The organism is Sedimenticola thiotaurini (assembly GCF_001007875.1).
Lineage (GTDB): Bacteria > Pseudomonadota > Gammaproteobacteria > Chromatiales > Chromatiaceae > Sedimenticola > Sedimenticola thiotaurini.
Window position 1 is genome coordinate 463,734 of sequence record NZ_CP011412.1, and the last position, 25,883, is coordinate 489,616.

Annotated in this window: 21 protein-coding genes; 15 read left to right on the forward strand and 6 right to left on the reverse strand. The window is 57.0% G+C overall.

Annotated elements, in window-relative coordinates; all coding sequences use genetic code 11:
- Positions 1-181 precede the first annotated feature (181 nt).
- From AAY24_RS02010 to AAY24_RS02020, 3 genes are read left to right on the forward strand one after another with little or no spacing between them, the layout of a single operon-like run.
- Positions 182-379, forward strand: a complete 198-nt coding sequence (locus AAY24_RS02010) for a hypothetical protein (RefSeq protein ID WP_046858261.1) — start codon at positions 182-184, stop codon at positions 377-379.
- Positions 376-2,196: an AAA family ATPase gene (locus AAY24_RS02015; protein WP_046858262.1), complete on the forward strand. Its 1,821-nt coding sequence runs from the start codon at positions 376-378 to the stop codon at positions 2,194-2,196. Before AAY24_RS02010 ends, AAY24_RS02015 begins: the two co-directional genes overlap by 4 nt.
- 2 nt (positions 2,197-2,198) lie before the next feature.
- Positions 2,199-2,390, forward strand: a complete 192-nt coding sequence (locus tag AAY24_RS02020; protein WP_046858263.1) for a hypothetical protein — start codon at positions 2,199-2,201, stop codon at positions 2,388-2,390.
- A gap of 29 nt (positions 2,391-2,419) precedes the next feature.
- Here the strand turns inward: AAY24_RS02020 and ybaK are convergent, their stop codons facing one another.
- On the reverse strand, positions 2,420-2,902 hold the full coding sequence (ybaK, locus tag AAY24_RS02025) for a Cys-tRNA(Pro) deacylase (RefSeq protein ID WP_046858264.1): 483 nt from the start codon (positions 2,900-2,902) through the stop codon (positions 2,420-2,422).
- A 260-nt stretch (positions 2,903-3,162) separates the two neighbouring features.
- Here ybaK and hrpB point away from each other — a divergent pair, with 260 nt between their 5' ends.
- Together hrpB and AAY24_RS02035 are read left to right on the forward strand one after the other, a co-directional pair.
- Entirely contained in the window at positions 3,163-5,676 is a 2,514-nt protein-coding gene (gene hrpB / locus AAY24_RS02030) for an ATP-dependent helicase HrpB (protein WP_046860938.1), read from the forward strand.
- 503 nt (positions 5,677-6,179) lie between these two features.
- Positions 6,180-7,097, forward strand: a complete 918-nt coding sequence (locus tag AAY24_RS02035) for a crotonase/enoyl-CoA hydratase family protein (RefSeq protein ID WP_046858265.1) — start codon at positions 6,180-6,182, stop codon at positions 7,095-7,097.
- A gap of 190 nt (positions 7,098-7,287) precedes the next feature.
- Here AAY24_RS02035 and AAY24_RS02040 read toward each other — a convergent pair whose 3' ends face one another.
- Positions 7,288-9,900 (reverse strand): ATP-binding protein, encoded by a 2,613-nt coding sequence (locus tag AAY24_RS02040; RefSeq protein WP_082116988.1) that lies wholly within the window; start codon positions 9,898-9,900, stop codon positions 7,288-7,290.
- 132 nt (positions 9,901-10,032) lie between these two features.
- On the opposite strand from AAY24_RS02040, the gene AAY24_RS02045 reads away from it, so the two are divergent.
- Entirely contained in the window at positions 10,033-10,233 is a 201-nt protein-coding gene (locus tag AAY24_RS02045; RefSeq protein ID WP_234422230.1) for an acyl carrier protein, read from the forward strand.
- A complete protein-coding gene (locus tag AAY24_RS02050; RefSeq protein ID WP_046858267.1) occupies positions 10,230-11,435 on the forward strand; it encodes a beta-ketoacyl-[acyl-carrier-protein] synthase family protein in 1,206 nt (401 codons plus the stop codon). Before AAY24_RS02045 ends, AAY24_RS02050 begins: the two co-directional genes overlap by 4 nt.
- A gap of 108 nt (positions 11,436-11,543) precedes the next feature.
- On the opposite strand, the gene AAY24_RS02055 is transcribed toward AAY24_RS02050, so the two are convergent.
- From AAY24_RS02055 to thrH, 4 genes are all read right to left on the reverse strand, one after another.
- Entirely contained in the window at positions 11,544-12,602 is a 1,059-nt protein-coding gene (locus AAY24_RS02055; protein ID WP_052761002.1) for an SAM-dependent methyltransferase, read from the reverse strand.
- A gap of 18 nt (positions 12,603-12,620) precedes the next feature.
- Entirely contained in the window at positions 12,621-14,162 is a 1,542-nt protein-coding gene (locus AAY24_RS02060) for a response regulator (RefSeq protein ID WP_046858268.1), read from the reverse strand.
- A gap of 45 nt (positions 14,163-14,207) precedes the next feature.
- On the reverse strand, positions 14,208-15,266 hold the full coding sequence (locus AAY24_RS02065) for a response regulator (RefSeq protein ID WP_082116990.1): 1,059 nt from the start codon (positions 15,264-15,266) through the stop codon (positions 14,208-14,210).
- A 680-nt stretch (positions 15,267-15,946) separates the two neighbouring features.
- The gene (thrH, locus tag AAY24_RS02070; protein ID WP_335337233.1) at positions 15,947-16,552 is read right to left on the reverse strand and encodes a bifunctional phosphoserine phosphatase/homoserine phosphotransferase ThrH; all 606 of its coding nucleotides are present in this window, start codon (positions 16,550-16,552) and stop codon (positions 15,947-15,949) included.
- Between the two features lie 199 nt (positions 16,553-16,751).
- On the opposite strand from thrH, the gene AAY24_RS02075 reads away from it, so the two are divergent.
- The 8 genes from AAY24_RS02075 (at position 16,752) to AAY24_RS02110 (ending at position 25,829) form a co-directional block, all read left to right on the forward strand.
- A complete protein-coding gene (locus tag AAY24_RS02075; RefSeq protein WP_046858271.1) occupies positions 16,752-17,150 on the forward strand; it encodes a MerR family transcriptional regulator in 399 nt (132 codons plus the stop codon).
- A gap of 79 nt (positions 17,151-17,229) precedes the next feature.
- On the forward strand, positions 17,230-18,354 hold the full coding sequence (locus AAY24_RS02080; RefSeq protein ID WP_046858272.1) for a thiolase family protein: 1,125 nt from the start codon (positions 17,230-17,232) through the stop codon (positions 18,352-18,354).
- The gene (locus AAY24_RS02085; RefSeq protein ID WP_046858273.1) at positions 18,354-20,678 is read left to right on the forward strand and encodes a 3-hydroxyacyl-CoA dehydrogenase/enoyl-CoA hydratase family protein; all 2,325 of its coding nucleotides are present in this window, start codon (positions 18,354-18,356) and stop codon (positions 20,676-20,678) included. The genes AAY24_RS02080 and AAY24_RS02085 overlap by 1 nt, the downstream gene beginning before the upstream one ends.
- Positions 20,679-20,682: 4 nt before the next feature.
- On the forward strand, positions 20,683-22,464 hold the full coding sequence (locus AAY24_RS02090) for an acyl-CoA dehydrogenase C-terminal domain-containing protein (protein WP_046858274.1): 1,782 nt from the start codon (positions 20,683-20,685) through the stop codon (positions 22,462-22,464).
- 36 nt (positions 22,465-22,500) lie between these two features.
- On the forward strand, positions 22,501-23,031 hold the full coding sequence (locus AAY24_RS02095; protein ID WP_046858275.1) for a thioesterase family protein: 531 nt from the start codon (positions 22,501-22,503) through the stop codon (positions 23,029-23,031).
- A gap of 252 nt (positions 23,032-23,283) precedes the next feature.
- Complete coding sequence (locus AAY24_RS02100) at positions 23,284-24,081, forward strand: enoyl-CoA hydratase/isomerase family protein (RefSeq protein ID WP_046858276.1); 798 nt, start codon at positions 23,284-23,286, stop codon at positions 24,079-24,081.
- A 72-nt stretch (positions 24,082-24,153) separates the two neighbouring features.
- Positions 24,154-24,906, forward strand: a complete 753-nt coding sequence (locus tag AAY24_RS02105; protein ID WP_046858277.1) for an electron transfer flavoprotein subunit beta/FixA family protein — start codon at positions 24,154-24,156, stop codon at positions 24,904-24,906.
- Complete coding sequence (locus AAY24_RS02110; protein WP_046858278.1) at positions 24,903-25,829, forward strand: electron transfer flavoprotein subunit alpha/FixB family protein; 927 nt, start codon at positions 24,903-24,905, stop codon at positions 25,827-25,829. The genes AAY24_RS02105 and AAY24_RS02110 overlap by 4 nt, the downstream gene beginning before the upstream one ends.
- The last annotated feature ends 54 nt before the right edge of the window (positions 25,830-25,883 follow it).

The window sequence follows — 25,883 nt, forward strand, 5'->3', positions numbered from 1 at the left end:
GGCGCGTCAGCAGTGAGCCGGACAGAGGGCATCCTATGCCAAGCCGGTCTGTTGTCTCGCAATTTTATATGCGACTCCCTATACTGAGTTACCTGGCCTGCTCATATACATAAGGGTGGATAGAACCTGGTTGCAGGCAAAACGGACCATAACAACAGCAAGCCTGAGTCGGAGTACCAGCATGTCCGGAGAAGAACAGCACAGTAACGTCGAACCCATTCGGGTCAGACGCCCCTCTGAAGCCTTCAGCGCCTATTGTGAAGCGGAATTCGAACGCCGGCGCAACAGCGGCGAACCCTTTGACGAAGCCACCTACAGCGAGGCGATGGAGCTGGCCCTGCGCAAGATCCGTCAGTTGGAAGAGGAGGGTTACGCATGATTCTGTCTGAGATCGTCGCGGAGAACTTCCTCAAGTATGCCCGGCTGGCACTCCATGAGCTGCCGATCAGCGGTGTGATCGCCATCGCCGGCGTCAACGAGTCCGGCAAGAGCTCCATTGGCGAGGCGATCTGCTTTGCGTTGTTCGGGCGCACCTTCTCCCTGGCGGAGGATGACCTGGAGAAAGTGATCCGCTGGGGTGAGCCCACCTGCAGTGTGACGGTGGAGTTCCTGCTTGCTGATCAGATCCGCTACCGGATAACCCGCACCCTGGATCGGGATGGGAATCACGGTGTGCGGCTGTTTATGTTGGACGGGGATGAGCAGTTGCTGGCCCGGGGGCGGGTGGAGGTGGAAGAGGCCATCTATGACCTGCTGGGGTATGGCTACGATGAGTTCATCGAGTCCTACTATCTTGCCCAGCGGGAGATCATCGCGCCCCAACCCCATAGCCAGGCGGTGAAGAGCATGGCGGGGCTTTCCACCCTGGAGTATGTGGCCTACGAACTGGAGCAGGAGATTGAGCAGGAGCGTGACTCGATCGATCAGCTCCAGGACCGGATTATCCAGCAGGATGAGGCCCTGAAAGCCCTGGATCTGGATCCCGCCGGGCTGCAGGAGCTGGAGTCAGAGCAGCATGCCCTGCAGACCCGGCAGGAGCAGCTGCAGGAGGAGGGCCAGGGGCTGGAGAGTGCCTTCGGTCGTTATCGGGAGATGTTGCCAAGACGTTTCGCGGCCCGCCGGGCACGGGGGCGAGCGGCTGTTTTCCGTTTCCTGGCCCTGCTTGGCGCCTTGCTGTGCGGAGTGGCCTGGGGCATGCTGAGCAAATTACCGGACCACCCCTACAGCGAGAAGATTGCCTCAACCCTGAGCCGTTACCTGCCCCAGTGGGATGCCGCCCAGCACCTGCCATGGCTGCTCTATGGGGCAGGGGGCTTTGTGCTGCTGTTTCTGCTGCTGTGGATACGGCAAGCAGCTCTGGGGGTGAGATTGCGGCGCCAGGGTGCCGATGTCGAGGCGCTGGCAGTTGCCCTGGAGCAGGCCCTGAAAAATCCGTTGAGCGGTGAGTCATCCCACGAGGCTGAAGATGGGATGACTCGGGATGAACTGCAGCCTATGCCGGCCCGCATACGGGAGGAGCGTATCTCCATCAGTGAGCTGGAGCCGGCGGTGGAGGAGATTATCGAGGCGATCCAGGCCCGCTCGGAAGAGATGCGCCAACAGGGTATACGTATCGGCATGTCGCTGCAGAAGGAGCGGCAACGCCGGAGCGATGCGCAACAACTTGAATCGGTGCGCCAGGACCTGCTGCAACAGCGAGCCGACCATGAGCGTCGTATCGAGCTGCGGGAGCACGCCCTGACCCTGCTGTCCGGCGCGAGCCGAAACCTCTCCCAGCAGTTCAACCGGGATCTGGGTGGATCGGTCAGCCGGACCCTGCCGATCTTCACCAATAACAACTATCAGCACCTGCAGATCGAGGACGATCTGACGGTACGGGTATTCTCCAGTCAGAAACGGGATTTTATGGATCTGGAGGAGATCTCCAGCGGCACCCAACGCCAGATCATGCTGGCCCTCAGACTGGCGCTTGCACAGGCGCTGAATCAGCGAACCGAAGGCGGCCGGCAGTTCATCTTTCTGGATGAGCCGTTCGCGTTCTTTGACCAGGAGCGTACCCGCGACACCCTGCGGGCATTGCCGAAACTGGACGAGTCGCTCAGCCAGATCTGGATTGTGGCGCAGGACTTCCCGGTCGGAGAGGCGTTTGATATCTCGGTCACCTGTGAGCCGCAACGTGCGGAACTGGTGGTCTGACCATGGCGGGTCGGAACGCATCCTGTCCGGTCTGTCGCTTCATGCGCAGTCTCGCCTTCAGCGCCATCGGTGCCGGGGTCGCCGGTTACTCGGCATTGGGATTGGGTCTGAGCCAGACCAACGCCATTATCGCAGCCTTCTTTGGTGCCCTGGGGCTGGTGGTGCTGACCAGCCGTAAACCGGATAATCCGTAGTTCCGGATCGGGTCGATCGGTCGAGCCGGTTACTGTGAAGCGGACACCGGGGTGGGATTGAGTACCCGCTGCAGATCGTCCGGTGACATGGCGACCAGATAGCCCTTTTTGCCACCGTTGATGTAGATCCGCTCCAGCGTCAGGATACTCGCCTCACAATACACCGGCATGGACTTACGTGTACCGAACGGGGAAGTGCCCCCCACCTGGTACCCGGAGTGCCGATCCGCCACCGCAGGCTGGCAGGGGGTGATGGACTTTACCCCGATCAACCGGGCCAGAGTTTTGGTAGAGACCTCCCGATCCCCATGCATCAGCATGATCAGCGGATTGCCCTTGTCGTCCTCCATGATCAGGGTCTTGATCACCTGGTGTTCATCGACGCCCAGTTCCCGGGCAGAGACCCGGGTGCCGCCCCCCTCTTCGTAGCGATAGGGGTGGTCTGTAAAGTTTACCCGGTGCTGACGCAACAGGCGGATGGCTGCGGTGGAGGGTCTTTTGTACTTTGTCATGATCTGTCGGTTGTTATTTGCCCAAGCCCTGTTTGGCTGGAGTGGTTGTGGTGTTGGCAACCCGTTTCGGTTTGGCCTGTTGCCTGGAACAAGACGGAGGATGGACCAGTCCGGTGCGAAGCGTTGTAAAATAGCTGCAAAATCCGCGCTTTCGCCGCACGCCCCGGTCCGGATGGTCCGACCCCTGGGAAAACGGGAGCTATGATAGAGGATCACCTGTTGTGCTGAAAAGCGGTTGTCGTCCCGAACAGAACCAGAGCATGTACTCTAACGCTAAACTCCCGGTCACCCGACTGCTTCCCGAACTCTGCCAGACCCTGGCAGAGGAACGTGCTGCGGTGGTGGCCGCACCGCCCGGCTCGGGCAAGACCACCCTGATCCCCCTGGCGTTGCTTGACCAGCCCTGGCTGGCCGGCAAGAAGATCATCATGCTGGAGCCCCGCCGCCTGGCTACCCGGGCAGCGGCCCGTCGCATGGCCCAGCTATGTGGTGAAACGGTAGGTGACCGGGTCGGATACCAGGTCCGGTTTGAGCGGGAGATCTCCCCCAGTACCCGTATTGAGGTGGTTACCGAGGGGATTCTGACCCGTCGGTTGCAGCAGGATCCGGAGCTGGCCGGAGTGGGGTTGGTCATATTTGACGAGTTTCACGAACGCAGTCTGCATGCCGATCTGGCCCTGGCGCTCTGCCTGGATGTGATGGAAAACCTGCGCGAGGATCTGCGCCTGTTGGTGATGTCCGCTACCCTGGATACCCGGGCAGTGGCAACCCTGCTGGGTGGCGCGCCGGTAGTCGTGGGTGAAGGGCGCAGTTTCCCGGTGGAGCTTCGCTACCTGGATCGTCCGGCAACGGACTCCCATGATGCGGTGGTCCGGGGAGTGTTGCGGGCGGTTGCCGAGACAGCCGGGGATATCCTGGTTTTTCTGCCCGGTACGGGAGAGATCCGCCGTGTCAATGGGAGTCTGGAGCAGCGTCTGCCCCCGGGGGTGGAGCTGTTTCCGCTCTACGGGGATCTCAGCCGGGCCGATCAGGACGCTGCCCTGACTGCACAGCCGAACCGCCGCCGGGTGGTGCTGGCGACCTCGATTGCCGAGACCAGCCTCACCATCGAGGGTATCGGCACGGTGGTGGATGCCGGTTGGTCCCGCCGTCCACGTTTTGATCCCAACAGTGGTCTGTCCCGGCTGCAGACGGTGCGCGTCTCGGCCGCCTCGGCAGAACAGCGTGCCGGACGGGCCGGGCGGTTGGGCCCCGGGGTCTGTTACCGGCTCTGGACCGCTGCCGAGCAGGAGCGACTGGTGCCACACCAACCCCCGGAACTGCTGGAGGCGGACCTGGCCCCGCTGGTGCTGGAACTGGCCCTATGGGGTGTGGCTGATCCGGGTGAGCTGCACTGGTTGGACCGGCCGCCGGCCGGTGCCTATGCCCAGGCGCAGGCGCTGTTGCGACGGCTGGATGCCCTGGACGACCGGGGGCGCATTACCCCGGTCGGTCGCCGCATGGCGGGGTTGGCACTGCACCCCCGGCTCGCCCATCTGATACTGAATGCGGGGGATCAACGGGATCTGGCGTTGGATCTGGCCGGCCTGCTGGGAGAACGGGACATTCTCAAGCGTGGGTCGGGAGTGAGCCACTCCATTGATATCGAGGAGCGTCTGCAACAGCTGGCCGCCTGGCGCCAGGGCGGAACTGATGCGAGAAGCACCCCATACCTGGATCGTTCCATCTGTCGTCGCGTCGATCGGGCGGTAAAGCAGTGGCGTCGGTCGTTGGGTTCGATAAAAGGCGAGGGGCAACGCCTGAGTGTGGGTGGGCTGTTGTCGCTCGCCTTTCCAGACCGGATTGCCCAACGGCGTCCCGGATCGAACGGCCGTTATCTGCTGGCATCCGGGCGAGCCCTGCAGGTGCCGGCTGACGACCCCCTGTCCCAACATGACTATCTGGTGGTAGCGTCCCTGGATGCCGGAAAGCGGGAAGGACGGGCCTATCTGGCTGCCCCCATACAGATTGACCAGATCCGTCAGCTGCAGGGAGCTCACATCGAAATCGCCAGCCGGGTCGAGTGGGACAGTAGCAGTCAGGCGGTGGTGGCACAGGAAGAGGAGCGACTGGGGCGCATTCTGCTGGCCACGCGCCCGATCAAACGTATCGATCCTGAAGCCGCCCAGAGGGCCATGGTGGCCGGTATCAGGGAACTGGGATTGTCGGTGCTGCCCTGGAGTGAGTCGCTCCAGCAGTGGCGACAACGAGTCATGTCGCTACGTGTCTGGCTGGAGGATACCCGTTGGCCGGATGTTTCCGATACGGCTCTACTGGATTCCCTGGAAGAGTGGCTGGGCCCCTGGTTGACCGGTATCAGCCGCAGAGAACAGCTGAAGCAACTGGAGCTGAATGCCATTCTCACCAGTCAACTCTCCTGGGAACAGCAACAGCAGCTTGAGACGCTGGCACCCGCCAGCCTGACCATGCCCAGCGGCAGCCGGCGCAGATTGCGCTATCAGGAAGGGGAACCACCGGTGCTGGCGGTAAAGCTGCAGGAGCTGTTCGGACTGCAAGAGACGCCCACGGTCTGCCGTGGTTCAGTCAATGTCATGCTGCATCTGTTGTCACCGGCCCAGCGTCCGATCCAGGTGACCCGGGACCTGGCCGGTTTCTGGGAGCGAACCTATGCCGAAGTGAGAAAAGAGCTGAAGGGACGCTATCCCAAACACTACTGGCCGGATGACCCCCATACGGCTGTTCCTACTGCCCGGGTCAGGCCCGGCAAAAAATAGATCTCCATTATCAGACAGCGGCCACGCTGTATCTTTTTCAGCCGGTTTGATCTCGTCATTTATTCCTCTCCGGCGTCACAGAGCCCAGGCTAATACCTTGTTTTGTATGTGTTTATTATCGGCTCCGGGAGCGCCTGATGACAGCTGTTTGACGGTAGAGCCGGATCATCCAGGGAAGGAGTGTCTGATTTATGGCGGAATAGGTCACAGAAATCAGCCGTTTGGGGATCATTTGGTGCGGCAGCGAGTGGGAGTCCACAGGTTACGCCATTGATAGGGGAGTAATCTCCCCATTGGTGTTTAAATGATCTTACTCACCGAGCAAGGTGAATTTGTCAAGGCTATGTCAAGGCATAGTAATTGCAAGTTTGCGCAGGGATTCTGCTCATAAGACCGACATTATGGAGTAGTTAATCGTTGGGTCAACGTAATGAGGGAGATGTTAGAAGTCGGGCTGTGAGAATTCCCTGTTTAACTTTATAGAATATTTAGGAGTGGGAGAAATGAAGCAGCAAATTGTCAAGTTGGCGGATCCCCGTGAATTAACCCATGTGAAAGTGGAGTTTGATCCGGAATATCATGCCGTATGGGCCAAGCTCAGTTTTCCGGATCGACCCTGTATCAGTACCGATCTTATCCGGGATCTGCAGCAGGTTCAGAACCAGGTTTCCAGTATGGCCAGGAAGGGTAACGACGCCAATGATCCGAACCGACTGCGCTATCAGATACTCAGTTCTGATTTGCCGGGAGTGTTCTGTCTCGGCGGGGATCTGGAACTGTTTATCCAGCTGATCCGACAGGGTGACCGGGAACGGCTGGCGACCTATGCCAAGGATTGTATCGACATCCTCTACGCTTCGATCAGCGGCTATGGATTACCCTTTACCACCATTGCCCTGGTGCAGGGTGAGACGCTCGGTGGCGGTTTCGAGGCGGCGTTGGCGGCCAATGTGTTGATCGCTGAAAAGAGCGCCAAATTCGGATTTCCGGAAACCGTGTTCGGTATGTTCCCGGGCATGGGGGCGTTCAGTTTTCTGGCCCGCCGTATTGCTCCCGCTATCGCCAAGCGCATCATTACCAGTGGTAAGGTCTACACAGCAGATGAGCTTTTTGAGCTGGGCGTGGTGGACAAGGTGGTCAAAGATGGCCAGGGAGTGGAGGCGGTACATGAATTTATCCGTCACCAACGGGTGCGCAGCAGCGGCTTTGAGGGCCTGGAACGGGTGGTGGAGCAGTTTAACCCCCTCTCTTACCAAGAGTTGATGGATGTGGTTAACATCTGGGTGGAGACGGCTATGCAGTTGTCGGATAAAAATCTTCGCCTGATGGAGTACCTGGTTAATGCACAGAACAAACGCTGGAGTTCCATGCCCCGGGCAAACAGCACGTTGGAACAAATTAGGGAAAGTCGCGTAGGATAACAGCGCGAAGATGGCGCAGTGAATTAGCTGTCGACACTATCCGTTGTTGTGTTGGTTTTGTATTGGGAAAATTTGATTCAGTTGGAAGGTTAGACTGCAGGGAGCGTATGAACCGCAGACTAAACGGAGATAGTTGTCCTCACAATAACAGGCCACGATATCAGGCCTGGCACGCTTAACAGAATACCTGCTAGGGACCTGACTGGCTCGACCGTTTGGTGTCGAGTCCAGCGGGTTCCAGGCGCGGACCCAGGGAGGTGGGAGGATTTTCCAGCAGCCTGGTGAATTCGCTGACCCCTTGCTGGAAGGCGGTTCGCAGATGGGCCACTTGCTCTCGCCCCAGTTCGGACAGTTGGTCCTGTTGTATCAACTCCGCACGTCGGGCCTGTGCCTGTAAACGAATAAGGCCGAGATTGGCAGCCGAACCTTTCAGCGCGTGGGCCTCGCTGCTGAAACGGGCCGGGTCGTTGGCAACTACCGCTTCAGACATGTTGTTGATCACCTGATTCCCGTCCTGTTGCAACTTTTCCAGCAACCGTTTCAGAAACCCCGGATTGGGGGCAAGCTGGTACAGCTCCTCGATGGTCTTCAGATCCAGAACGGATTCTTCATCCGGGACTGCGGCCGGTTCATCAACCACTTCCAGCAGTTGTTCCCGGCCGCTGTCCGCTATCGCCACCTGGATCATCTGATGCAGCCGGTGTGCGGAGATCGGTTTGGTCAGGAACCATTTAACGCCCGCTTCTTCACACTGCCTGCGACTCTCTATGGTGGCGTTGGCCGTCAGTACGATGAAGGGTGTGGTGTTGTCCGGATGGGCAAAGCGGAACATCTTGAATGCATCCAGCCCACCCAGGTGGGGCATCTGCATATCCACAATCACCAGGTCATAGCGTCGGGTTTCCAGTGCGTCCAGCAACTCCTGCCCATCTTTCACCTCCTGGAAATGGTGACCAGCCTGTTTCAACATGCGTCCCAGCACCAGCCGGTTAATTGCATTGTCCTCAGCCACCAGTATTTCCAAGCTGCCATGGGACGGCGTATTGGCCGGTAGCAGGGATTTATCCGGATTGATGCTGTTGCCATCATATTCCGAGACCTGGGAAGCGTGCAGGGCGTTGAACAGGTGGACCTTGTTTAAGGGTTCATGCAGGATCTGCAGCCGCTCTCTGATCGCTGTCGGCAGTAACTCCAGTGACTGATTTGGCTGATTGAGCAACAGCAGGGAGGTTTGCTGGTGATCCTGGCTGTTTAATATCCGCTCGATATGATCCACTACGTTCTGATCAATCGACACCTGTTCAAGCAGCAGCAGATGGTAGGGGCGGGATCTGATTGCGGCGTCTTTCAGTTTTTCAGCGGCGTCAGCAATATCCGGGCTGTGCTCTATCTGCACGCCCCAGCCCTGCAGGCAATGGGTAACGGCCGTTTCGCTGCTCTCTTCCCGTGGATAGACGCGCAATACCCGGCAGTGGCGAACCAGTGCCAGTTCCTCATCACCGACAATCTTCTCCTGCGCCTGAAGTTCCAGTTCGAACCAGAACAGGCTGCCGTTGCCGGGATCACTCTTCAGGCCGATCACACCACCCATCAGCTCAACCAGTTGTTTGGCTATAGTGGTTCCCAGTCTGGTGCCGCCAAAGCGCCGGGTGGTGCTGCCATCCGCCTGGGTGAACTTCTCAAAAATCTTGTCCTGCAACTCCTGGGGGATGCCGATACCGGTGTCGATTACTTCGAAGCGGAGGGTCCTTTTTGTCTGCTCTTCACCTATCTGCAGACACCGCAACTCCACCCGTCCCGTATCGGTAAACTTGATCGCGTTACCGATCAGATTGATCAGTACCTGGCGGAGATGCAGGGGATCCCCGATCATCCGGAACGGGATAGCGGGATCAATATGGGCGAATAGCTTGACGCGCCGGGTATTGACTTGTGGGGCAAGCATTTTTACCGTGCTGTTGATCAGGGCGTAGAGGTCAAACGGAGTTCGTTCGATCTCCAGTTTGCCGGCCTCTATCTTGGAGATGTCCAGGATGTCCTCGATCAGTCGCAACAGGGTGTGCCCGGATGTATAGATGGTATCCACGTACTCCTGTTCCAGGGGTTTGAGATCGCAGCTTCTGAGCAGTTCACCGGTACCGATAATACCGTTCAACGGTGTGCGGATCTCATGGCTCATACGGGCCAGAAATTCACTCTTGGCGTGACTGGCCGCCTCCGCCCGACGACGCTCCTGGTGAATACGTTTCGTCAGTTTTGCCGCGTAGCCGGGTAGAACAATCAGCGACGCAAGCAGACCGATGCCGAGAGGCAGGTTCTCTCTCCAGTAGGGTGTGAAGGCGATGACCAGACTGAAACCGAGCACGGACAGCACCCCGGAGAGGTAGAGATACTTTTCACCGTAGCGAAAGCCGTTACCAAATGTGACCCAGAGATATACCGCATACCAGGGCGCACCCTGTTCACCGGTCAGGGCAAGGCCGATACTGAAGGTGGATACATCCATGATAATGCCGATTGTTCTGCGGATCGGCGACCTGTCCGGCCAGACCAGGATAGAGACAAACAGGGATGAAGAGAGGATGATGAAAAAAGTGATGAATGCGAGTGTGAAATACCAATCTGTCTCTGACGCCGGTGACGAGGGACCGGCAGCGATGACATAGACCAGCAGAACGACCTGGATAATCACTCGAACAGCGGCCTGTTCGTGCTCGCTGTCCGGTCGACTGTTTAATCGATGGCTGAGATTACGGAGCCCTTTCTCTAGCGAGCCATAGATGGATGTGGGATTGCTATTCATAATTGGGTGATGATACAGTGGCTCGGCGTGTCACCGACAGCAAATCCAGCCTATTTCAGTCCTTATTCGGAAGCATATCTCATGGCCTTAGACATTGAAACTATAGTTAAAACGGCGATCGCAAATCAGAAGATGATTGATGTGGATTCCATAGCGCTGGAGACATCACTACAGGATCTTGGGGTGACCTCCCTGGATGCCATCACCATCGTCTACGAAGTTGAGGAAGTGTGTGATATCGAAGTCCCCAATGATGAGTTGGAGAGTCTCCGGACGGTGCAGGACATTGTTGACGGCGTTCGGTCGTTAGTGAGCGAGAAAGGCGATGCATGAATGACCGGGTGGTAGTGACCGGTCTCGGATCGGTATCGGCGCTGGGTCTCAATACCGACCAGTTCTGGTCTGCGCTAAAGGAGGGACGGAGTGGGATCTCCTCCCTGCAGGGGTTTGACGATTCGGGATTGAAAGTTGCTCTGGGCGCCCAGGCCAACGGGTTCGACCCCAGCAGCTGTTTTTTCGCCCGGGATCTCCCGATCCTGGACCGGTACAGCCAGTTTGCACTGATGGCCTGTCAGGAGGCGCTGGCACAAGCGGGCTTGGATGAAACTGCACTGGATGGCGCTGCGGCGGTGATCGGTACCGGCTGTGGTGGCAAGGAGACCGACGAAGCCACCTATGATCAGCTCTATCGACAGGGAAAGTCCCGCGCCCATCCATTCACCATTCCGAAAGGCATGCCCAGTGCGGCCGCCAGCCAGGTGAGCATGCAACTGGCGATCACCGGGCCGGTCTTTACCGTCTCCAGCGCCTGTTCATCAGCCAATCATGCGATTGCACAGGCTGCTTTGCTGATTCGGGCGGGTGTTGTGCAGGTTGCCGTAGCGGGCGGTACGGACGCACCCTTCACCTATGGCCTGTTGAAGGCCTGGGAAGCGTTGCGGGTGCTTTCCAAGGATAACTGCCGACCCTTTTCGGCCGATCGCAGTGGTCTGGTTCTGGGGGAAGGGGCCGGGATGGTGGTGCTGGAGTCGGAGCAGCACGCCAGGAGTCGTGGTGCCACAATGCTTGCCCGGCTTGCCGGTTCCGGTATGTCATCGGACGCGGGCCATATTACCGATCCCTCTGCAGCCGGAGCGGCACGGGCTATCCAGGCCGCGCTCAAGGACGCCGCCATGGATCCTCAGGCTGTAGATTATGTGAATGCACACGGTACCGGCACCCTGGCCAATGACCGCACGGAAACTGAAGCGATACACCGGGTGTTTGGTTCGCACGCCGCCAGGTTGATGGTCTCGTCTACCAAGTCGATGCATGGCCATGCCCTGGGGGCATCCGGTGGCCTGGAGTTTGTTGCCACTGTTCTGGCACTGCGGGATGGGGTGATACCGCCCACTATCAATTTCACCCGGCCAGGGGAGGGGTGTGACCTGGACTATGTGCCCAATACTGCCCGGGAGAAGAGAATTCAGGCGGCGATCTCAAACTCGTTCGCCTTTGGCGGATTGAACGCGGTCCAGGTGCTGCAGGCGGTGTAATGGTCACTGTCTGCTGAACAGGCATGTTGTTACCAGCCATAAAGCGGGGTGGTTACAGACGGCGCACACTTGCCATGCACGATGGCGGTCTCTGCTCTATCTTCGCGGTTACTGCTTGCGATATCGGTAGTGGCCGTTGCCGAAGAACTGGCCCGACTGGGGAGCGAACAGGACCACTTTGCAGACACTGAAGTAGTTGTTCCAGTAGCGGATATCCTCAACCGACAGCAACGTGTCGTGCAGCTGTTCGATCTGTGCCCAGAATCGGCGATGCCACTCGTCAATCGTACGCCAGTAGTTCATACCGTTGATGTAGATGCCCAGTTCCGGGGTCAGATGGCGCTGCTGGTTCAGCATCTCCCCGTGCGGCCAGACGCGTCCGCCCGGAAAGTAGGCCCCGACCGGCGTTTCCCGGGCATTGAAATATTGGGGGAATACGGGTTGCGACACGATCAGATGGAGGAAAACCCGACCGGCTGGTTTTAATAGTGATGCCATGAGTTGGAAAATGGCATCCAGATTGTTCACCTGTTCAAACACCGCGATCGAGATGACCAGATCGTAGCGTTCAATACCCAGCTGTTCCGGCGGAATGTCGCTGATGTCGCTTTCAATCAGTGTCAGATTGGCCTTGTTGAACAGATGGTCGGGGTCTTGCTGTTTGCTGCGGATATAGTCCGCCTGGGTTTTGCTGGCGGTGATAGTAACGACTTCCACATCCGGGAAGTGCTTGAACAGGTAGACCTCAAAAGAGCCGAAGCCACAACCGATATTAAGTATTTTTTCATCACCGCGGATTTCGGCCCGCTCACAAATGAGGCGGAATTTCTCCTCCTGGGCCTGCTCCAGGGTGTAGTCGCACCGCAGAATCTGTTCCGGAGTTTCACCATAATAGGCCATGGAGTAGGCCATGTAATCCTTGTCGAGAAAAGACTGGAAAAAACCGAGGGGCTGGTCGTAATGGACCGACATGAGGTCCTGGGTCTCTTCCCATGTGGGGCCCTGGTCAGTGGTGATTCCAAATGCAGCGAGGGAGTGGTTCTTGGCGGCTTCGCGCTGGTATTCCCGATTGAAATAGCGCGTCAGGCGCTCCTCATACAGTTGTAGCTCTTCCGAGCCGTATGGGTGTATGCCAGCTTTACGAAGCTTTTGATGGAGTGGGTTCAATTTTCCCTCTGCGGATGTTTATTCCTGTTCGTAGGCTGAACTATTACCCATAGCGAGGTGTTCATGCAAGGCCTGAATAGTAGCAGTGCGACAATTGTCAATGTCACAGACCAATTCATCCACTTCGGCCTTCAGGTCAAGGCTTTCGATTCGGCTCAGCCGCACCGCCATCCGATATAGGGTCATGGCGCCCAGGTTACCGGCGGTGTCCTTCAGTTTATGACCACACTCCTGAATGGCGGGAATATCCTGTCCGGCGGCGGCAAACTGGAGGCTGTGGAGCAGTTCCCTGCTCTCCTTTTCGAACTGCTTAATCAGCTCCAGCAGGAACCCCTTTCTCTTTCCGAGTCGTGTCAGTCCGTTCAACTGATGGGTGTCGAGTATCAGGCTGTCGCCATGATACTCGGTCGAACCCTGGGCGGTAGGATAGTCGAAGACCCCGTTGTTGTGGTTTTCATCCCCCAGATCCATGGCCCGGGCGACCGCTTCCATCAGGCGCGGGGGTGAGATCGGTTTGGCCAGCAGGTGTTTGATCTCCGCCGCTTCGCAGGACTGGATCGTCTGGGAACTGGGTGAATCCAGCAAAAGAATGAAAGGTATCCAGGGCTGGCTGAGATGGGCAAACCGGTACAGTTTTACCGCCTCTATGCCGGAAATATCGGGTAGTTCTGCATCCAGAATGGCCAGGTCAAAGTGGTGATTATCCAGCGCATCCAGTAATTGGGGTGCATCGTCCACCACAAATGCCTGGTGCCCGGAGTTGGTCAGAATCCGGTGGATTTTCCTCGATTCATTGGCACTGGTGCAGGCGATCAGGATATCCAGCGGCTGGAGCAGTTTCTCCGATTCATAGTGATCCAGCAACTGCACCACGTCATGATGGTGCGCAGAGGTTTCACAGGCGTTGTGGAGCGTTTTGAACAGCAGGGTCTTGTCCAGCGGGGTGGAAAGCATGCCGGAGTATCCCGCCATGTACAGCTGTTCGATGCGGGATGGAAGGGTGCTGTTGCCGTAATGGATCAGGTAGAGTGCCTGCAATGAGGGTTCTGCCCGAAGAGCGATGGCGAACTGGCTCTCTTCCATGTCCAGGCTGCTCTGATCGACAAGTACGGCCTGGAAGGGGGTGCCTGCATCGCTGGCCTCAATAAGGGTGGCAAATGCACGGATACTGCTTTCTACCTGTGTGAACCTGGCCCCCCACCCCTGCACATACTTGGCTACCTCTTGCTGAGTTCGTTTGTTTCCGGACAGGATCAGCAGATGGATGCTGCTGAGTGAGGCGGTTTTACTATCCCGCGGTTGTGGGGCAACAGCATTCGGTTCGGAGGCTGATTCGCTCTCTTCAGTGCAGTGAGTGCTGTCGTCAACGCTCTTTGGTGCTGATGGCCGGGTCAGTCCGGACTGTTTGGCTTTCTGCGTCATTGTGCGGTAAATGACGATCATGCTGATCAGTAAGGCAGGCAGCAACAGCTCAACCCGGAGGTTTCCCACTAGCATGAGCAGGTCAATACACAACACTCCCACTACAGTGCCGTAACCCAGAATGTCCTGTCTCTTCATGGTAGTTTGCCGGTGAGTGTTGTTCTGACTATCCATAGTACCGATTTAATTGCTTAAGCTATCGTGACCATGCGCGGAACGGCTTTGCATGGTGAGAATTTTGTCGAGGTTTTCCAAAAAGGCGTCCACGCAATCCGGGTCGAAATGTTTACCTCTCTGCGCTTCCAGATAACCGAGTGTCTGATCCAGTGACCAAGCGCTTTTATAAGGTCGTTCCGATCGGAGCGCATCATATACATCTGCAACCGCCACTATCCGTGCCTCGATGGGGATCTCCTGACCTGTTAGTCCCTGCGGATAACCTTTGCCATCGTAACGTTCATGATGGCCGTAAGCGATTATCGCCCCGGCTTGCACGTAACAGGAGGTACTGTCGCGCAGGATCTCATAGCCAATGCGGGTGTGCGTCTGCATGATGCTCCACTCCCGGGCATTCAGTTTGCCGGGCTTGAGCAGGATATGATCGGGAATGCCGATCTTGCCAATGTCATGCATCGGTGCAGCCAGTCGAATCACCTCACACAGCTCCTTATCCAGATTGAGAGATTCGGCGATCAGACAGGCGAAGTCGGCCATCCGGATCACATGATCGCCGGTCTCCTCATCACGATATTCCCCGGCTCTCGCCAGCCGTAGCAGGGTCTCTTTTTCACGCAGTTGCAACTCTTCGGTTTTGCGTGAGATCTCCTGTTCCAGCCAACGGGCCCGATCTTTGATAATGACTTGCTGTTTTCTCAATTGCAGCAGGTTCCGGCAGCGTGCCCGGCACTCATAATGGTCGATCGGTTTGGAGAGAAAATCGGTAGCGCCGGCTTCCAGCGCCTGGTAACGGATCGCTTTATCATCGATGCAGGTGACGATGACCAGCGGTATGTCGGTGCAGGAAGGTATTTTGCGAAACCAGTGAGTAAACTCCACGCCATCCATGTTGGGCATCTTGTAATCTGTGATGACCAGGTCGTGATTGTTGTGTTTGGCCCATTCAAGTGCCTTGACCGGGTCAGAAAAACACTCAACGTGGATGCTCTCGTCGATAGAGTGGATCAACTCTTCAAGGATCATCAGACTGATTGTCTGGTCATCTAGAATCAGCACGGTTGGCATAACCCAATCCTCTGGTGTTCGGGCGGTGAGGCGAGGCATGTGCTGCGCGCACTCCGGCTCAAAAGCGGATGGTTCTCACTTACCTTTGTATAAAATAAAAGCATACTAGGTTATTCAAAAACAAAAAGATAGCTGTCTATCCACTCGGTTTTTCCACTTGTTTTTCAGGGAGATGGGCCTGTGTCGGTATGCGCTTTTAACCGGCTCCAGCCTGAGTGTGGAAAATCGTCGCGCATCCGCTCCATTAATCCGACTGCCGGGACATCGGTTTCGCCAGTCAGTAGCGGGCATGATAACTGTTTTTCCGCTCTCACTTCTGTTCACTGAAACTCGCTTCATAATGTTTTTCCGGATCGGTGTTTGCCGGTGGCGGAGCAGGATGGATCAGGCCGGTCACTGCTGGTGCCAGATCCGGCTGGTTGAGCGCTCCGGACGCTTGGGTGTGGGGTAATGGGATGGATACCTCATGCTGAAAGGATCCTCAACCCGGGAGGGTGGAGGATGCGATCCAATTCAGTACTGCTGCCCTGCAAGGGACAGCGATTTTTCCAGCCCGGTTTGTATTCATGTATAGGTAGCGGCTGACAGGGCGTACTCTTTATCCCAGATTGCCAATTATCCTATCAGTCGATTAACTATTACCGACTGAATATTACTTCCCGGGAATTGTAATACCAGGCTCAGAGCGACCGGTTGCTGGCCTGTTTAAAGGCATCCCGGAAGGCGGTGTAATCGGTCACGACAGGATACTGGGGAAACTCGTCAATAACATTCTGTGGGGGGCGGAACAGAATTCCTTTGTCCGCCTCTGACAACATGCTGGTGTCGTTGTAGGAATCACCCGCAGCGATAACTCTGAAGTTCAGGTTGTGGAACGCCTTGACGGCCTGGCGTTTGGGATCTTTCTGGCGGATGTGGTAGTTCTCCACCATGCCGTTTTCATCAATGGAGAGCTTGTGGCATAGCAGGGTGGGGTGGCCGAGTTGACGCATCATGGGGGCGGCGAACTCATAGAAGGTGTCGGACAGGATCACTACCTGAAATCGCTCTCTGAGCCAGTCGAGGAACTCCCGAGCCCCTTCCAGTGGCGACATGCCATCAATCACCGCCTGAATATCCGTCAGTCCCAGATTGTGCTGTTTGAGAATCCGCAGACGCTGTTGCATTAAAACATCGTAATCGGGAATGTCGCGGGTGGTCGCCTTAAGTTCGTCGATGCCGGTGCGCTCCGCAAAGTTGATCCAGATTTCGGGGATCAGCACCCCTTCGAGGTCGAGACAGGCCATTTCCACGTTTCAGCACTCCTGCGAACAAAGTGTCGGGGTGTCATATCCCCTGAAAAAATGTCGCTAGGATACACCAAGCCCGAAAGGATGGGCAGCATTGATGTAGTGGCGTTACGTATTAGGGATCAGTATGACATTAACGTAAATAGGTTGACGTATACGTTATGCATGTCTATATTTCAGCTCCAAGGAGTAGAAAATGGATAAGTTACTGACAGTTACCGAGTTGGCGGAGGCGTTCAGCGTAACGCCCCGTACGATCCGGTTTTATGAAACAAAGGGGCTGATCAGTCCGCAGCGTGTTGGATCAACCAGGGTCTACACTTATCGTGATCGTGCTCGATTGAAGCTGATTCTGCGCGCCAAGCGTCTGGGATTCTCGCTGATGGATATTCGGGAGTACCTGGATCTCTATAACGTCGACCCGGAGCAGATCGAGCAGCAGCGACTGTTACTGGCCAAAGTTACCCGCCGTATCGAGGAACTTGAGCAGCAACAGGAGGATCTGGCCGCGACACTGGATGAGTTGCGGGATATCGAGCAGCAGGCCATGTCCAATATCAAGAAAAAATCCGCCGCTATGGACGAAAGTGCATAGCGTGACGGTGCAGTACCAGTGCATCAAACACTTTATTGTCCATGTGATCAGTGGCACCTGAGAAATGACGGAGAAAGTAATGAAGAATATCGTGATCGCAGGCTATGCCCGCACTCCCTTTACCCTATCCAATAAAGGCGCGTTGGTTAAAACCCGTCCTGATGATCTGGCGGCAGCGGCTGTGCGGGGGCTGGTAGAGCGGACTGGGGTTGTGGTGGATGATATCGAGGATCTGATTCTCGGTTGTGCCTTCCCGGAGGGGGAGCAGGGCTTCAATATGGCCCGTCTTGTGGTATTCCTCAGTGGTCTGCCGATCGCAATAGGCGGTGCCACGGTGAACCGTTTCTGTGGTTCTTCAATGCAGGCCATTCATCAGGCTGCCGGGGCTATCGCCCTGGGGGCCGGCGAGGTCTATATCTGTGCCGGTGTGGAGTCCATGACCCGGGTGCCCATGGCCGGGTTCAATCCCATGCCCAATCCGCAACTGGCCGCCAGCATGCCCGGTGCCTACGTGAGCATGGGTGAGACGGCCGAAAACCTCGCCCGGCAGTACGAGATTTCCCGTACCGATCAGGAGGCGTTTGCCGTTGCCAGCCACCAGAAGGCTGCCGCCGCCCAGGCCGCAGGCAAATTGAGCGATGAAATCGTCTCGGTCAACGGGGTGGAACAGGATGGCTGTATTCGGCCCGAAACCACAATGGAGAGTCTGGCCGGCCTGAAACTGGCCTTTGATGAGAACGGCAGTGTGACCGCTGGCACCTCTTCGCCACTGACTGACGGGGCCTCGGCTGTGCTGGTCTGCAGCGAAGAGTATGCCCGCAGTCACGGGCTGGATATCCTGGCCCGGATTCGCAGCTTTGCGATCTCCGGCTGTGCGCCCGAGATCATGGGAATCGGGCCGGTTATTGCCAGTCGCAAGGCACTGGAACGGGCCGGTCTGAGCATGGCGGATATGGATATCATCGAATTGAACGAGGCGTTTGCCTCCCAGTCCCTAGCCTGTGTACGTGACCTGGAAGTGGATCTGGACAAGACCAACCTGGATGGCGGTGCCATTGCGCTGGGCCATCCCCTGGGCGCGACCGGTGCACGCATTACCGGCAAGGCGGCCGCACTGCTCAAACGGGAAGGTAAACAGTTTGCCTTAGCCACCCAGTGCATTGGTGGGGGACAGGGCATAGCAACGGTTCTGGAGGCGGTGTGATGGAGATCAGGAAAGTCGCCGTCATCGGCGCAGGCGTGATGGGTGCGGGCATTGCGGCCCACATCAGCAATGCCGGTATACCGGTCATATTGCTGGATATCGTGCCGGAGGGCGCGGATAACCGAAATGTGGTAGCGGAGGGCGCGGTTGCGAAAATGCTCAAGACCCAACCCGCACCTTTTATGCACAAGAAAAATGCCCGACTGATTACCACCGGTAACATCGAGGATAATCTGGACCTGCTGGCCGATTGTGACTGGATCATTGAGGCGGTGATTGAACGTCTCGATATCAAACAGAATCTCTACCGCAAGATCGATGCGGTGCGTCGCCCCGGTTCTGTTGTTTCGTCTAACACCTCAACCATTCCACTGCGGGATCTGGTCGACGGGCAGTCTGATGCCTTTGCAGCCGACTTTATGATCACCCACTTTTTCAATCCGCCACGCTATATGCGTTTGCTTGAGATTACGGCAGGTGATCAGACCCGGGCAGAAGTGGTGGAGTCGATACGGGATTTTTGTGATCGATCGCTGGGAAAGGGAGTGGTTACCTGTAAGGATACGCCGGGATTTATCGCCAACCGCATCGGTATCTACTGGATTCAGGTTGCCATTCTGGAAGCGATGGCGCTTGGTTTGACTGTTGAAGAGGCGGATGCGGTTATGGGGCGACCGCTGGGTATCCCCAAGACCGGTGTCTTTGGCCTCTCCGATCTGGTCGGTATCGACCTGATGCCCCATCTGATGGAGAGCATGCAGCGCACATTGCCGAAAGATGACCCGTTCCTGGAGAAAAGCACCATTCCTGATCTGATCAGCAACATGATCGCGGATGGTTACACCGGACGAAAAGGCAAGGGCGGCTTTTATCGCCTGAATCGTGATGGGGGCAAGAAGGTCAAGGAGAGCATCGATCTTAAAACCGGTGAATACCGGCCCAGCGTAAAGGCGCAGATGGAGTCCCTTACAGCGGCCCGCCACGGGGGGCTCAAGGCGCTGGTGGCCCATCCGGACCGGGGTGGACAGTATGTGCGCCGGGTGATGGCCCAGGTGTTGGGTTACGCCGCTCGCCTGGTACCCGAGATTGCGGACAATATTCTCGCAGTCGATGAGGCCATGAAGCTGGGTTATGCCTGGAAGTATGGCCCCTTCGAACTGATTGACCGGATCGGTACGACTGATTTCGTCAAGCTGATGGAGAGCGAAAACCTGCAGGTTCCCCCGCTGCTGCAACGGGTTGGTGACGGCAGTTTCTATCGCGTCCAGAAGGGGCAGTTACAGTATCTGGATACCGCCGGTAATTACCAGGATGTGGTTCGTCCCGATGGCGTGCTGCTATTGTCCGATATAAAACGGCGCAGTGAACCGTTAGCGAAAAATGGCTCAGCGGCACTCTGGGATATCGGTGATGGCGTGGTCTGTCTGGAATATACCAGCAAGATGAACGCCATGGATCCCGATATTCTCGCCCTGATGCGTGAATCGGTCGATATTGTCACCAATGGCTACAAGGCACTGGTTCTGCATAACGAAGGAGACAACTACTCGGTCGGAGCCAATCTGGGTCTGCTGTTGTTTGCCGCCAATATCGGTACCTGGGACCAGATAGAAGAGATGGTGGAGGGTGGACAGCAAACTTACAAGGCACTGAAGTATGCGCCTTTCCCGGTGGTGGGAGCGCCCTCCGGCATGGCTCTGGGGGGTGGTTGTGAAACGCTGCTGCACTGCGATGCGGTGCAGGCCCATGCTGAGACCTATATCGGTTTGGTGGAGGTGGGTGTCGGATTGATCCCCGGCTGGGGCGGTTGCAAGGAGATGCTGCAGCGCTGGATCACCAACAAACGCCGTCCCGGTGGGCCCATGCCGGCGGTCATCAAATGTTTTGAAACTATCAGTACCGCCACGGTGGCAAAGTCTGCCGCGGAAGCCAAAGACTTCCTGTTTTTCCGTCCGGGTGACGGCATCACCATGAACCGGGACCGCCTGTTGGCGGATGCCAAGTCCCGCGCCCTGGAATTGGCGCAGGACTATCAACCGCCTGAACCAATAGAAATCAGACTCCCCGGACCTACCGCAAAGGCGGCGATGGAAATGGCGGTCAAGGGTGTTCGCCTGTCGGGTCGTGCCACTGCCCATGATGTGGTGGTCTCCATGGCGCTTGCCGAAATGCTTAGTGGTGGTGACACCGATATCACCGAGCCCCTGACTGAAGACGATCTGTTGGCGTTGGAGCGGGAGGCGTTCATGTCACTGATCCGTCATCCCGATACCCTGGATCGTATGGAACATATGCTGGAAACCGGCAAACCGCTGAGGAACTGAACAAATGGCTAGCTATAAAACACCCCTGCGCGATATGCGCTTTGTGTATAACGAACTGTTTGATCCCAAGGCGATCCAGGCACTGCCGGGCTGTGAGGAGGTGACCCCCGATCTGGTGGATGCCATTCTGGAGGAAGCGGGTAAATTCTGCGAGGAGCGCCTGTTCCCGCTGAATCGGTCGGGTGACGAAGAGGGCTGTCATTTTGAGAATGGCAAGGTGACCACCCCGGCCGGACTAAAGGAGGCCTACCGGGACTTCTACGAGATGGGTTGGGGCGCACTGGCGGCTGATCCCGAATACGGAGGGCAGGGATTGCCTGAGTCCCTCAGCATGATGGTCGAAGAGATCATGTGTAGCACCAATTTTGCCTTTAGTCTCTATCCTGGTCTGACCCATGGCGCCTATAACGCCCTGGTGGCGCGAGCCAGTGAAGAGCTGAAACAGGCCTATCTGCCCAATATGGTTGCTGGCAAATGGAGCGGTTCCATGTGTCTGACCGAGCCCCAGTGTGGTACTGACCTGGGTTTGATACGTACCAAGGCCGAGCCGCAGGACGATGGCAGTTACCGTGTGACCGGCACCAAGATGTTCATCACTGCTGGTGAACATGACCTGACAGAAAATATCATTCACCTGGTACTGGCAAGAACCCCGGATGCGCCGAAGGGTATTAAGGGGATCAGTCTGTTTCTGGTGCCCAAGATTCAGGTCAACGGGGATGGCGAATTGGGTCAGCCAAACGGTGTCAGTTGTGGTTCGATTGAACACAAGATGGGCATCAATGCATCCGCCACCTGTGTCATGAATTTTGACGATGCACAGGGATTTCTGGTGGGTAAACTGAACAAGGGCATGGAGGCGATGTTCATCATGATGAACACGGAACGCCTGGCGGTTGGCATCCAGGGCCTTGCGATTGGTGAAGCCGCCTATCAGGGAGCGGTGGCCTATGCCCGGGAGCGGTTACAGGGGCGTGCGCTGAAAGGCCCCAAGTCGCCGGATAAACCGGCCGATTCATTGCTGGTGCACCCGGATGTACGCCGTATGCTGCTGATCCAGCGTGCCTACACCGAGGGTAATCGCGCCCTGGCTGGCTGGGTGGCAACTGAAATGGACCATGCCCATCGCAATCCGGATCCACGTCGTCGTCAGGAGGCGGAAGATTTTGTCGCCCTGATGACACCTGTTGTGAAGGCTTTTATGACCGATACCGGTTCTGAAATGGCGAACCTGGGTGTGCAGGTGTTTGGTGGGCATGGCTATATTCGGGAACACGGAATGGAGCAGTATATCCGGGACGCCCGTATTGCCCAGATTTATGAAGGGACCAACGGCATTCAGGCGATGGATCTGGTGGGCCGTAAGATGCCCGCCCATATGGGACGCTATCTGCGGCGTTTTTTCCATCCGGTCCGGGATTATCTTGAAGCAAAAGAGCATGACTTCACCATGCACGCCTTTCTGCTGCCGTTAGCCAAAGCGTTTGGTCGACTGCAGAAAGCAACCGCCTTCCTGGCCCAGAGAGGCATGGCAAACCCGGAGGAGGCAGGTGCTGCTGCGGCAGAGTATCTGCGCTTGTTTGGATTGGTGGCACTGGGTTATCTCTGGATGCGAATGGCGGAAATCGGTCTGCAGAAAAGGGATGAGGATCCCCTGTTTTACCAGGCCAAGGTGGATACCGCGCGTTTCTACTTTGAGCGGATTCTGCCCCAGAGCAGTGCCCTGTTTGCCAGTATCATGGCCGGCTCGAAATGCATGATGAAGTTCAATGATGACGCTTTTTAAGACGGTTGATCGGGTAGTGGAATCGGGAAGTAATCGATGAATCTGATTTTCCGTCTGATTCGCCAACTGATTACATCCCGTTTCCGCCCAAGGCAAGGGGTGCTTGATCCGGCGGTGCTGCGAATGCGGGTGTGGCCGACCGATCTGGATATCAACCTGCATCTGACCAACTCCCGCTATCTGGCATTGATGGATCTGGGGCGGATTGAGTTGTTGCTCCGCATCGGCGTAATGGGCAAGGTTTTAAAACGGCGCTGGTTGCCGGTGGTATCCATTGCCACACTGAGATTCCGGCGCGAGATAGGCCCGTTTGAACGTTTTACGTTGCATACCCGGTTACTGGGGTGGGACGAGAAGTGGTTCTATATGGAACAGCGTTTTGAAACTGGCCGGGGTGTAGCTGCCGTTGGCATCGTCAAGGGCCTGTTCCGCGGTCCAAAGGGTAATGTGCCAAGTCAACAACTGGTCGCATTGACAGGCTATGATGGGGCAATGGTAAAGAGTGAGATTCTCAACGGGTTGGATGTATTTGAACAACAGCTGAAAGCATTGGATAACAGCACTTAACGGTCATAACAGTTTACGTGGAAGCGGATTGGCCACTGCGAGCAGGGGGCAACCGTATCGTAGTATATAAAGCTGCCGCTTCCACTTTTTAATTTATCATCCTCCAATTGTTTGGAAGGTTATGAAAACGCAGGATTGCGGCCCTTAACGGCAGCTGTAATTTTATAAAACCAATAAGTTCCTGTGTGCATATGGTATTGGCGACCGGCCGGAAACACGGCGTCGTCAAACCAGTTCTTATGAGGATCAGCTATGGCTAAGACAGTCGATATTGAACAGCAGGGGGCGGTAGCTACCGTCACCCTGAATCGTCCTGCATCACTCAATGCACTTAACGGTCAGATGTCCTATGAATTGCGGGATGGCTTTAAAGAACTGGCCGGTTCTGCGCATATCCGTGCCATTGTATTGCAAGGAGCCGGCGGCCACTTCATGGCCGGCGGTGATATCAGCTTTTTCAAGAAGAGCCTGGATCTTCCGGCCGATGCGCGGCAACAGAAAGTGACCGAACTGGTTGGTGTTGTGCATGAGTTCGTCACTATCATGCGTACCATGCCTCAGCCCATCATTGCCAGTGTGCGGGGCAATGTTGCTGGGTTTGGTATGAGTCTGGTTGCTGCTGCCGACCTTGCTGTTGCCGCAGATAATGCCCTGTTTACCCAGGCGTACTGCCAGATAGGTGCCAGTCCCGATGGAGGTAACACCTTTTTTCTGCCGAGGGCGATCGGTAGCAAGCGGGCCATGGCAATGACCCTGTTGAACGATCCTGTCTCGGCAGAGCAGGCGCTGGCTATGGGATTGGTCAACCAGGTGGTGCCGGATGGGGAACTGGCATCCACAACCTTGAAGTTGGCAGGACGTCTCGCAAAAGGCCCAACCCAGGCCTACGCCCGGGTTAAAGAGCTCATTAACAGCACCATGAGTAACAGCCTGCAACAGCAGTTGGATGCGGAGCAGGAGCGCTTTGCACTCTGCTCCGTCAGCCAGGATTTTGCCGAAGGGGTGACCGCCTTTATGGAGAAACGTAAGGCGGATTTTACCGGTGAATGAGTGCAGATCCATACCGGCATACAGTGATAATTCAGATCGACAGGCGGCAGCCAAACCAATCAAGGGTGATGTATGAAAGTACTGGTCGCAGTAAAGCGCGTTGTGGACTACAACGTAAAGGTTCGGGTGAAGGCGGATGAGACGGGGGTGGAGTTAGCCAACGTCAAGATGTCGATGAACCCGTTTGACGAGATCGCGGTGGAAGAGGCGGTGCGGATCAAGGAGGCGGGCAAGGCGTCGGAGATCGTGGTGGTCTCACTGGGCGTGAAGCAGAGCCAGGAGACGATACGTAACGCCCTGGCACTGGGTGCTGACCGTGGCGTGCTGGTGGAGAGTGACGAGGAGCTGCAGCCGCTGGCGGTGGCGAAGCTGCTGAAGGCCGTGGTGGAGAAGGAGCAGCCGGAGCTGGTGATCCTGGGCAAGCAGGCGATTGATGATGACAGCAACCAGGTGGGTCAGATGCTGGCGGCGCTGCTGGGCTGGCCGCAGGGCACCTTTGCCTCCAAGGTGGAGCTGGCGGACGGCGCGGTGGCGGTGACCCGGGAGATTGACGGGGGGCTGGAGACGGTCAACCTGCAACTGCCGGCGGTGGTCAGCACCGACCTGCGGTTGAACGAACCGCGTTATGCCAAGTTACCCAACATCATGAAGGCGAAGAAGAAGCCGCTGGAGGTGATTCCGGTTGCTGAGCTGGGTGTGGACACGGCGCCGCGGCTGAAAGTGTTGAAAGTGAGCGAGCCGGGCCAGCGCCAGGCGGGAGTGAAGGTAGGCAGCGTCGCCGAGCTGGTGGAGAAGCTGCGCAACGAAGCGAAGGTGATTTCATGAGTATTCTGGTCATAGCGGAACACGACAATCGGGAGCTGAAGAGCGCGACCCTGCACACGGTAACGGCGGCGGGCCAACTGGAAGGTGATATTCACCTGCTGGTGGCGGGCTCGAACTGCGGTGGTGTGGCGGAAGCGGCGGCGAAGATAGCCGGTGTAGCCAAGGTACTGGTGGCGGATGACTCGGTTTATGAACACCCGCTGGCGGAAGGGCTCTCCCTGCTGGTGACCCGGCTGGCGGAAGGCTACAGTCACGTGCTGGCGCCGGCCACCACGTTTGGCAAAAACTTCCTGCCGCGGGTGGCGGCGCTGCTGGACGTGGCACAACTGTCGGACATCACGGCGATCGAGAGTGGAGACACCTTTGTGCGGCCGATTTATGCGGGCAATGCCCTGGCGACGGTGCAGAGCAGTGACCGGATCAAGCTGATCACGGTACGGGGCACGGCGTTTGATGCGGCGGGGGAGGGTGGCAGTGCGGCCATTGAAGGGATCGAAGCGGGGGAGGGTTACGACCGTTCCAGCTACGTGGGTGCCGAACTGACGGTCTCGGAGCGGCCGGAGCTGACCAGTGCGAAGATTGTGGTCTCGGGTGGCCGGGGCATGGGCAGTGGAGAGAACTTCAAGCTGATCGAAGCGGTGGCGGACAAGCTGAATGCGGCGATTGGTGCCTCGCGAGCGGCGGTGGATGCGGGCTATGTACCGAATGACTACCAGGTGGGGCAGACCGGCAAGATCGTGGCGCCGGAGCTGTATATCGCGGTGGGCATCTCGGGTGCGATCCAGCACCTGGCGGGGATGAAGGAGAGCAAGGTGATCGTGGCGATCAACAAGGACGAGGAGGCGCCGATCTTCCAGGTGGCCGACTACGGGCTGGTGGCGGATCTGTTCCAGGTGTTGCCGGAACTGGCGGAGACGCTGTAACGGTCTGCTGCTGAAGCCGCCAGCAGGTTGGGCAAGCCGGATAGCGGGCGCAGA

What these genes read in the sequence shown, in the direction of transcription:
- AAY24_RS02010 (WP_046858261.1), top strand. Translation starts at nt 182, where the DNA reads ATGTCCGGAGAAGAACAGCACAGTAACGTCGAACCCATTCGGGTCAGA.
- AAY24_RS02015 (WP_046858262.1), top strand. Translation starts at nt 376, where the DNA reads ATGATTCTGTCTGAGATCGTCGCGGAGAACTTCCTCAAGTATGCCCGG.
- AAY24_RS02020 (WP_046858263.1), top strand. Translation starts at nt 2,199, where the DNA reads ATGGCGGGTCGGAACGCATCCTGTCCGGTCTGTCGCTTCATGCGCAGT.
- ybaK (WP_046858264.1), bottom strand. Translation starts at nt 2,902, where the DNA reads ATGACAAAGTACAAAAGACCCTCCACCGCAGCCATCCGCCTGTTGCGT.
- hrpB (WP_046860938.1), top strand. Translation starts at nt 3,163, where the DNA reads ATGTACTCTAACGCTAAACTCCCGGTCACCCGACTGCTTCCCGAACTC.
- AAY24_RS02035 (WP_046858265.1), top strand. Translation starts at nt 6,180, where the DNA reads ATGAAGCAGCAAATTGTCAAGTTGGCGGATCCCCGTGAATTAACCCAT.
- AAY24_RS02040 (WP_082116988.1), bottom strand. Translation starts at nt 9,900, where the DNA reads ATGAATAGCAATCCCACATCCATCTATGGCTCGCTAGAGAAAGGGCTC.
- AAY24_RS02045 (WP_234422230.1), top strand. Translation starts at nt 10,033, where the DNA reads ATGATTGATGTGGATTCCATAGCGCTGGAGACATCACTACAGGATCTT.
- AAY24_RS02050 (WP_046858267.1), top strand. Translation starts at nt 10,230, where the DNA reads ATGAATGACCGGGTGGTAGTGACCGGTCTCGGATCGGTATCGGCGCTG.
- AAY24_RS02060 (WP_046858268.1), bottom strand. Translation starts at nt 14,162, where the DNA reads ATGAAGAGACAGGACATTCTGGGTTACGGCACTGTAGTGGGAGTGTTG.
- AAY24_RS02065 (WP_082116990.1), bottom strand. Translation starts at nt 15,266, where the DNA reads ATGCCAACCGTGCTGATTCTAGATGACCAGACAATCAGTCTGATGATC.
- thrH (WP_335337233.1), bottom strand. Translation starts at nt 16,552, where the DNA reads ATGGCCTGTCTCGACCTCGAAGGGGTGCTGATCCCCGAAATCTGGATC.
- AAY24_RS02075 (WP_046858271.1), top strand. Translation starts at nt 16,752, where the DNA reads ATGGATAAGTTACTGACAGTTACCGAGTTGGCGGAGGCGTTCAGCGTA.
- AAY24_RS02080 (WP_046858272.1), top strand. Translation starts at nt 17,230, where the DNA reads ATGAAGAATATCGTGATCGCAGGCTATGCCCGCACTCCCTTTACCCTA.
- AAY24_RS02085 (WP_046858273.1), top strand. Translation starts at nt 18,354, where the DNA reads ATGGAGATCAGGAAAGTCGCCGTCATCGGCGCAGGCGTGATGGGTGCG.
- AAY24_RS02090 (WP_046858274.1), top strand. Translation starts at nt 20,683, where the DNA reads ATGGCTAGCTATAAAACACCCCTGCGCGATATGCGCTTTGTGTATAAC.
- AAY24_RS02095 (WP_046858275.1), top strand. Translation starts at nt 22,501, where the DNA reads ATGAATCTGATTTTCCGTCTGATTCGCCAACTGATTACATCCCGTTTC.
- AAY24_RS02100 (WP_046858276.1), top strand. Translation starts at nt 23,284, where the DNA reads ATGGCTAAGACAGTCGATATTGAACAGCAGGGGGCGGTAGCTACCGTC.
- AAY24_RS02105 (WP_046858277.1), top strand. Translation starts at nt 24,154, where the DNA reads ATGAAAGTACTGGTCGCAGTAAAGCGCGTTGTGGACTACAACGTAAAG.
- AAY24_RS02110 (WP_046858278.1), top strand. Translation starts at nt 24,903, where the DNA reads ATGAGTATTCTGGTCATAGCGGAACACGACAATCGGGAGCTGAAGAGC.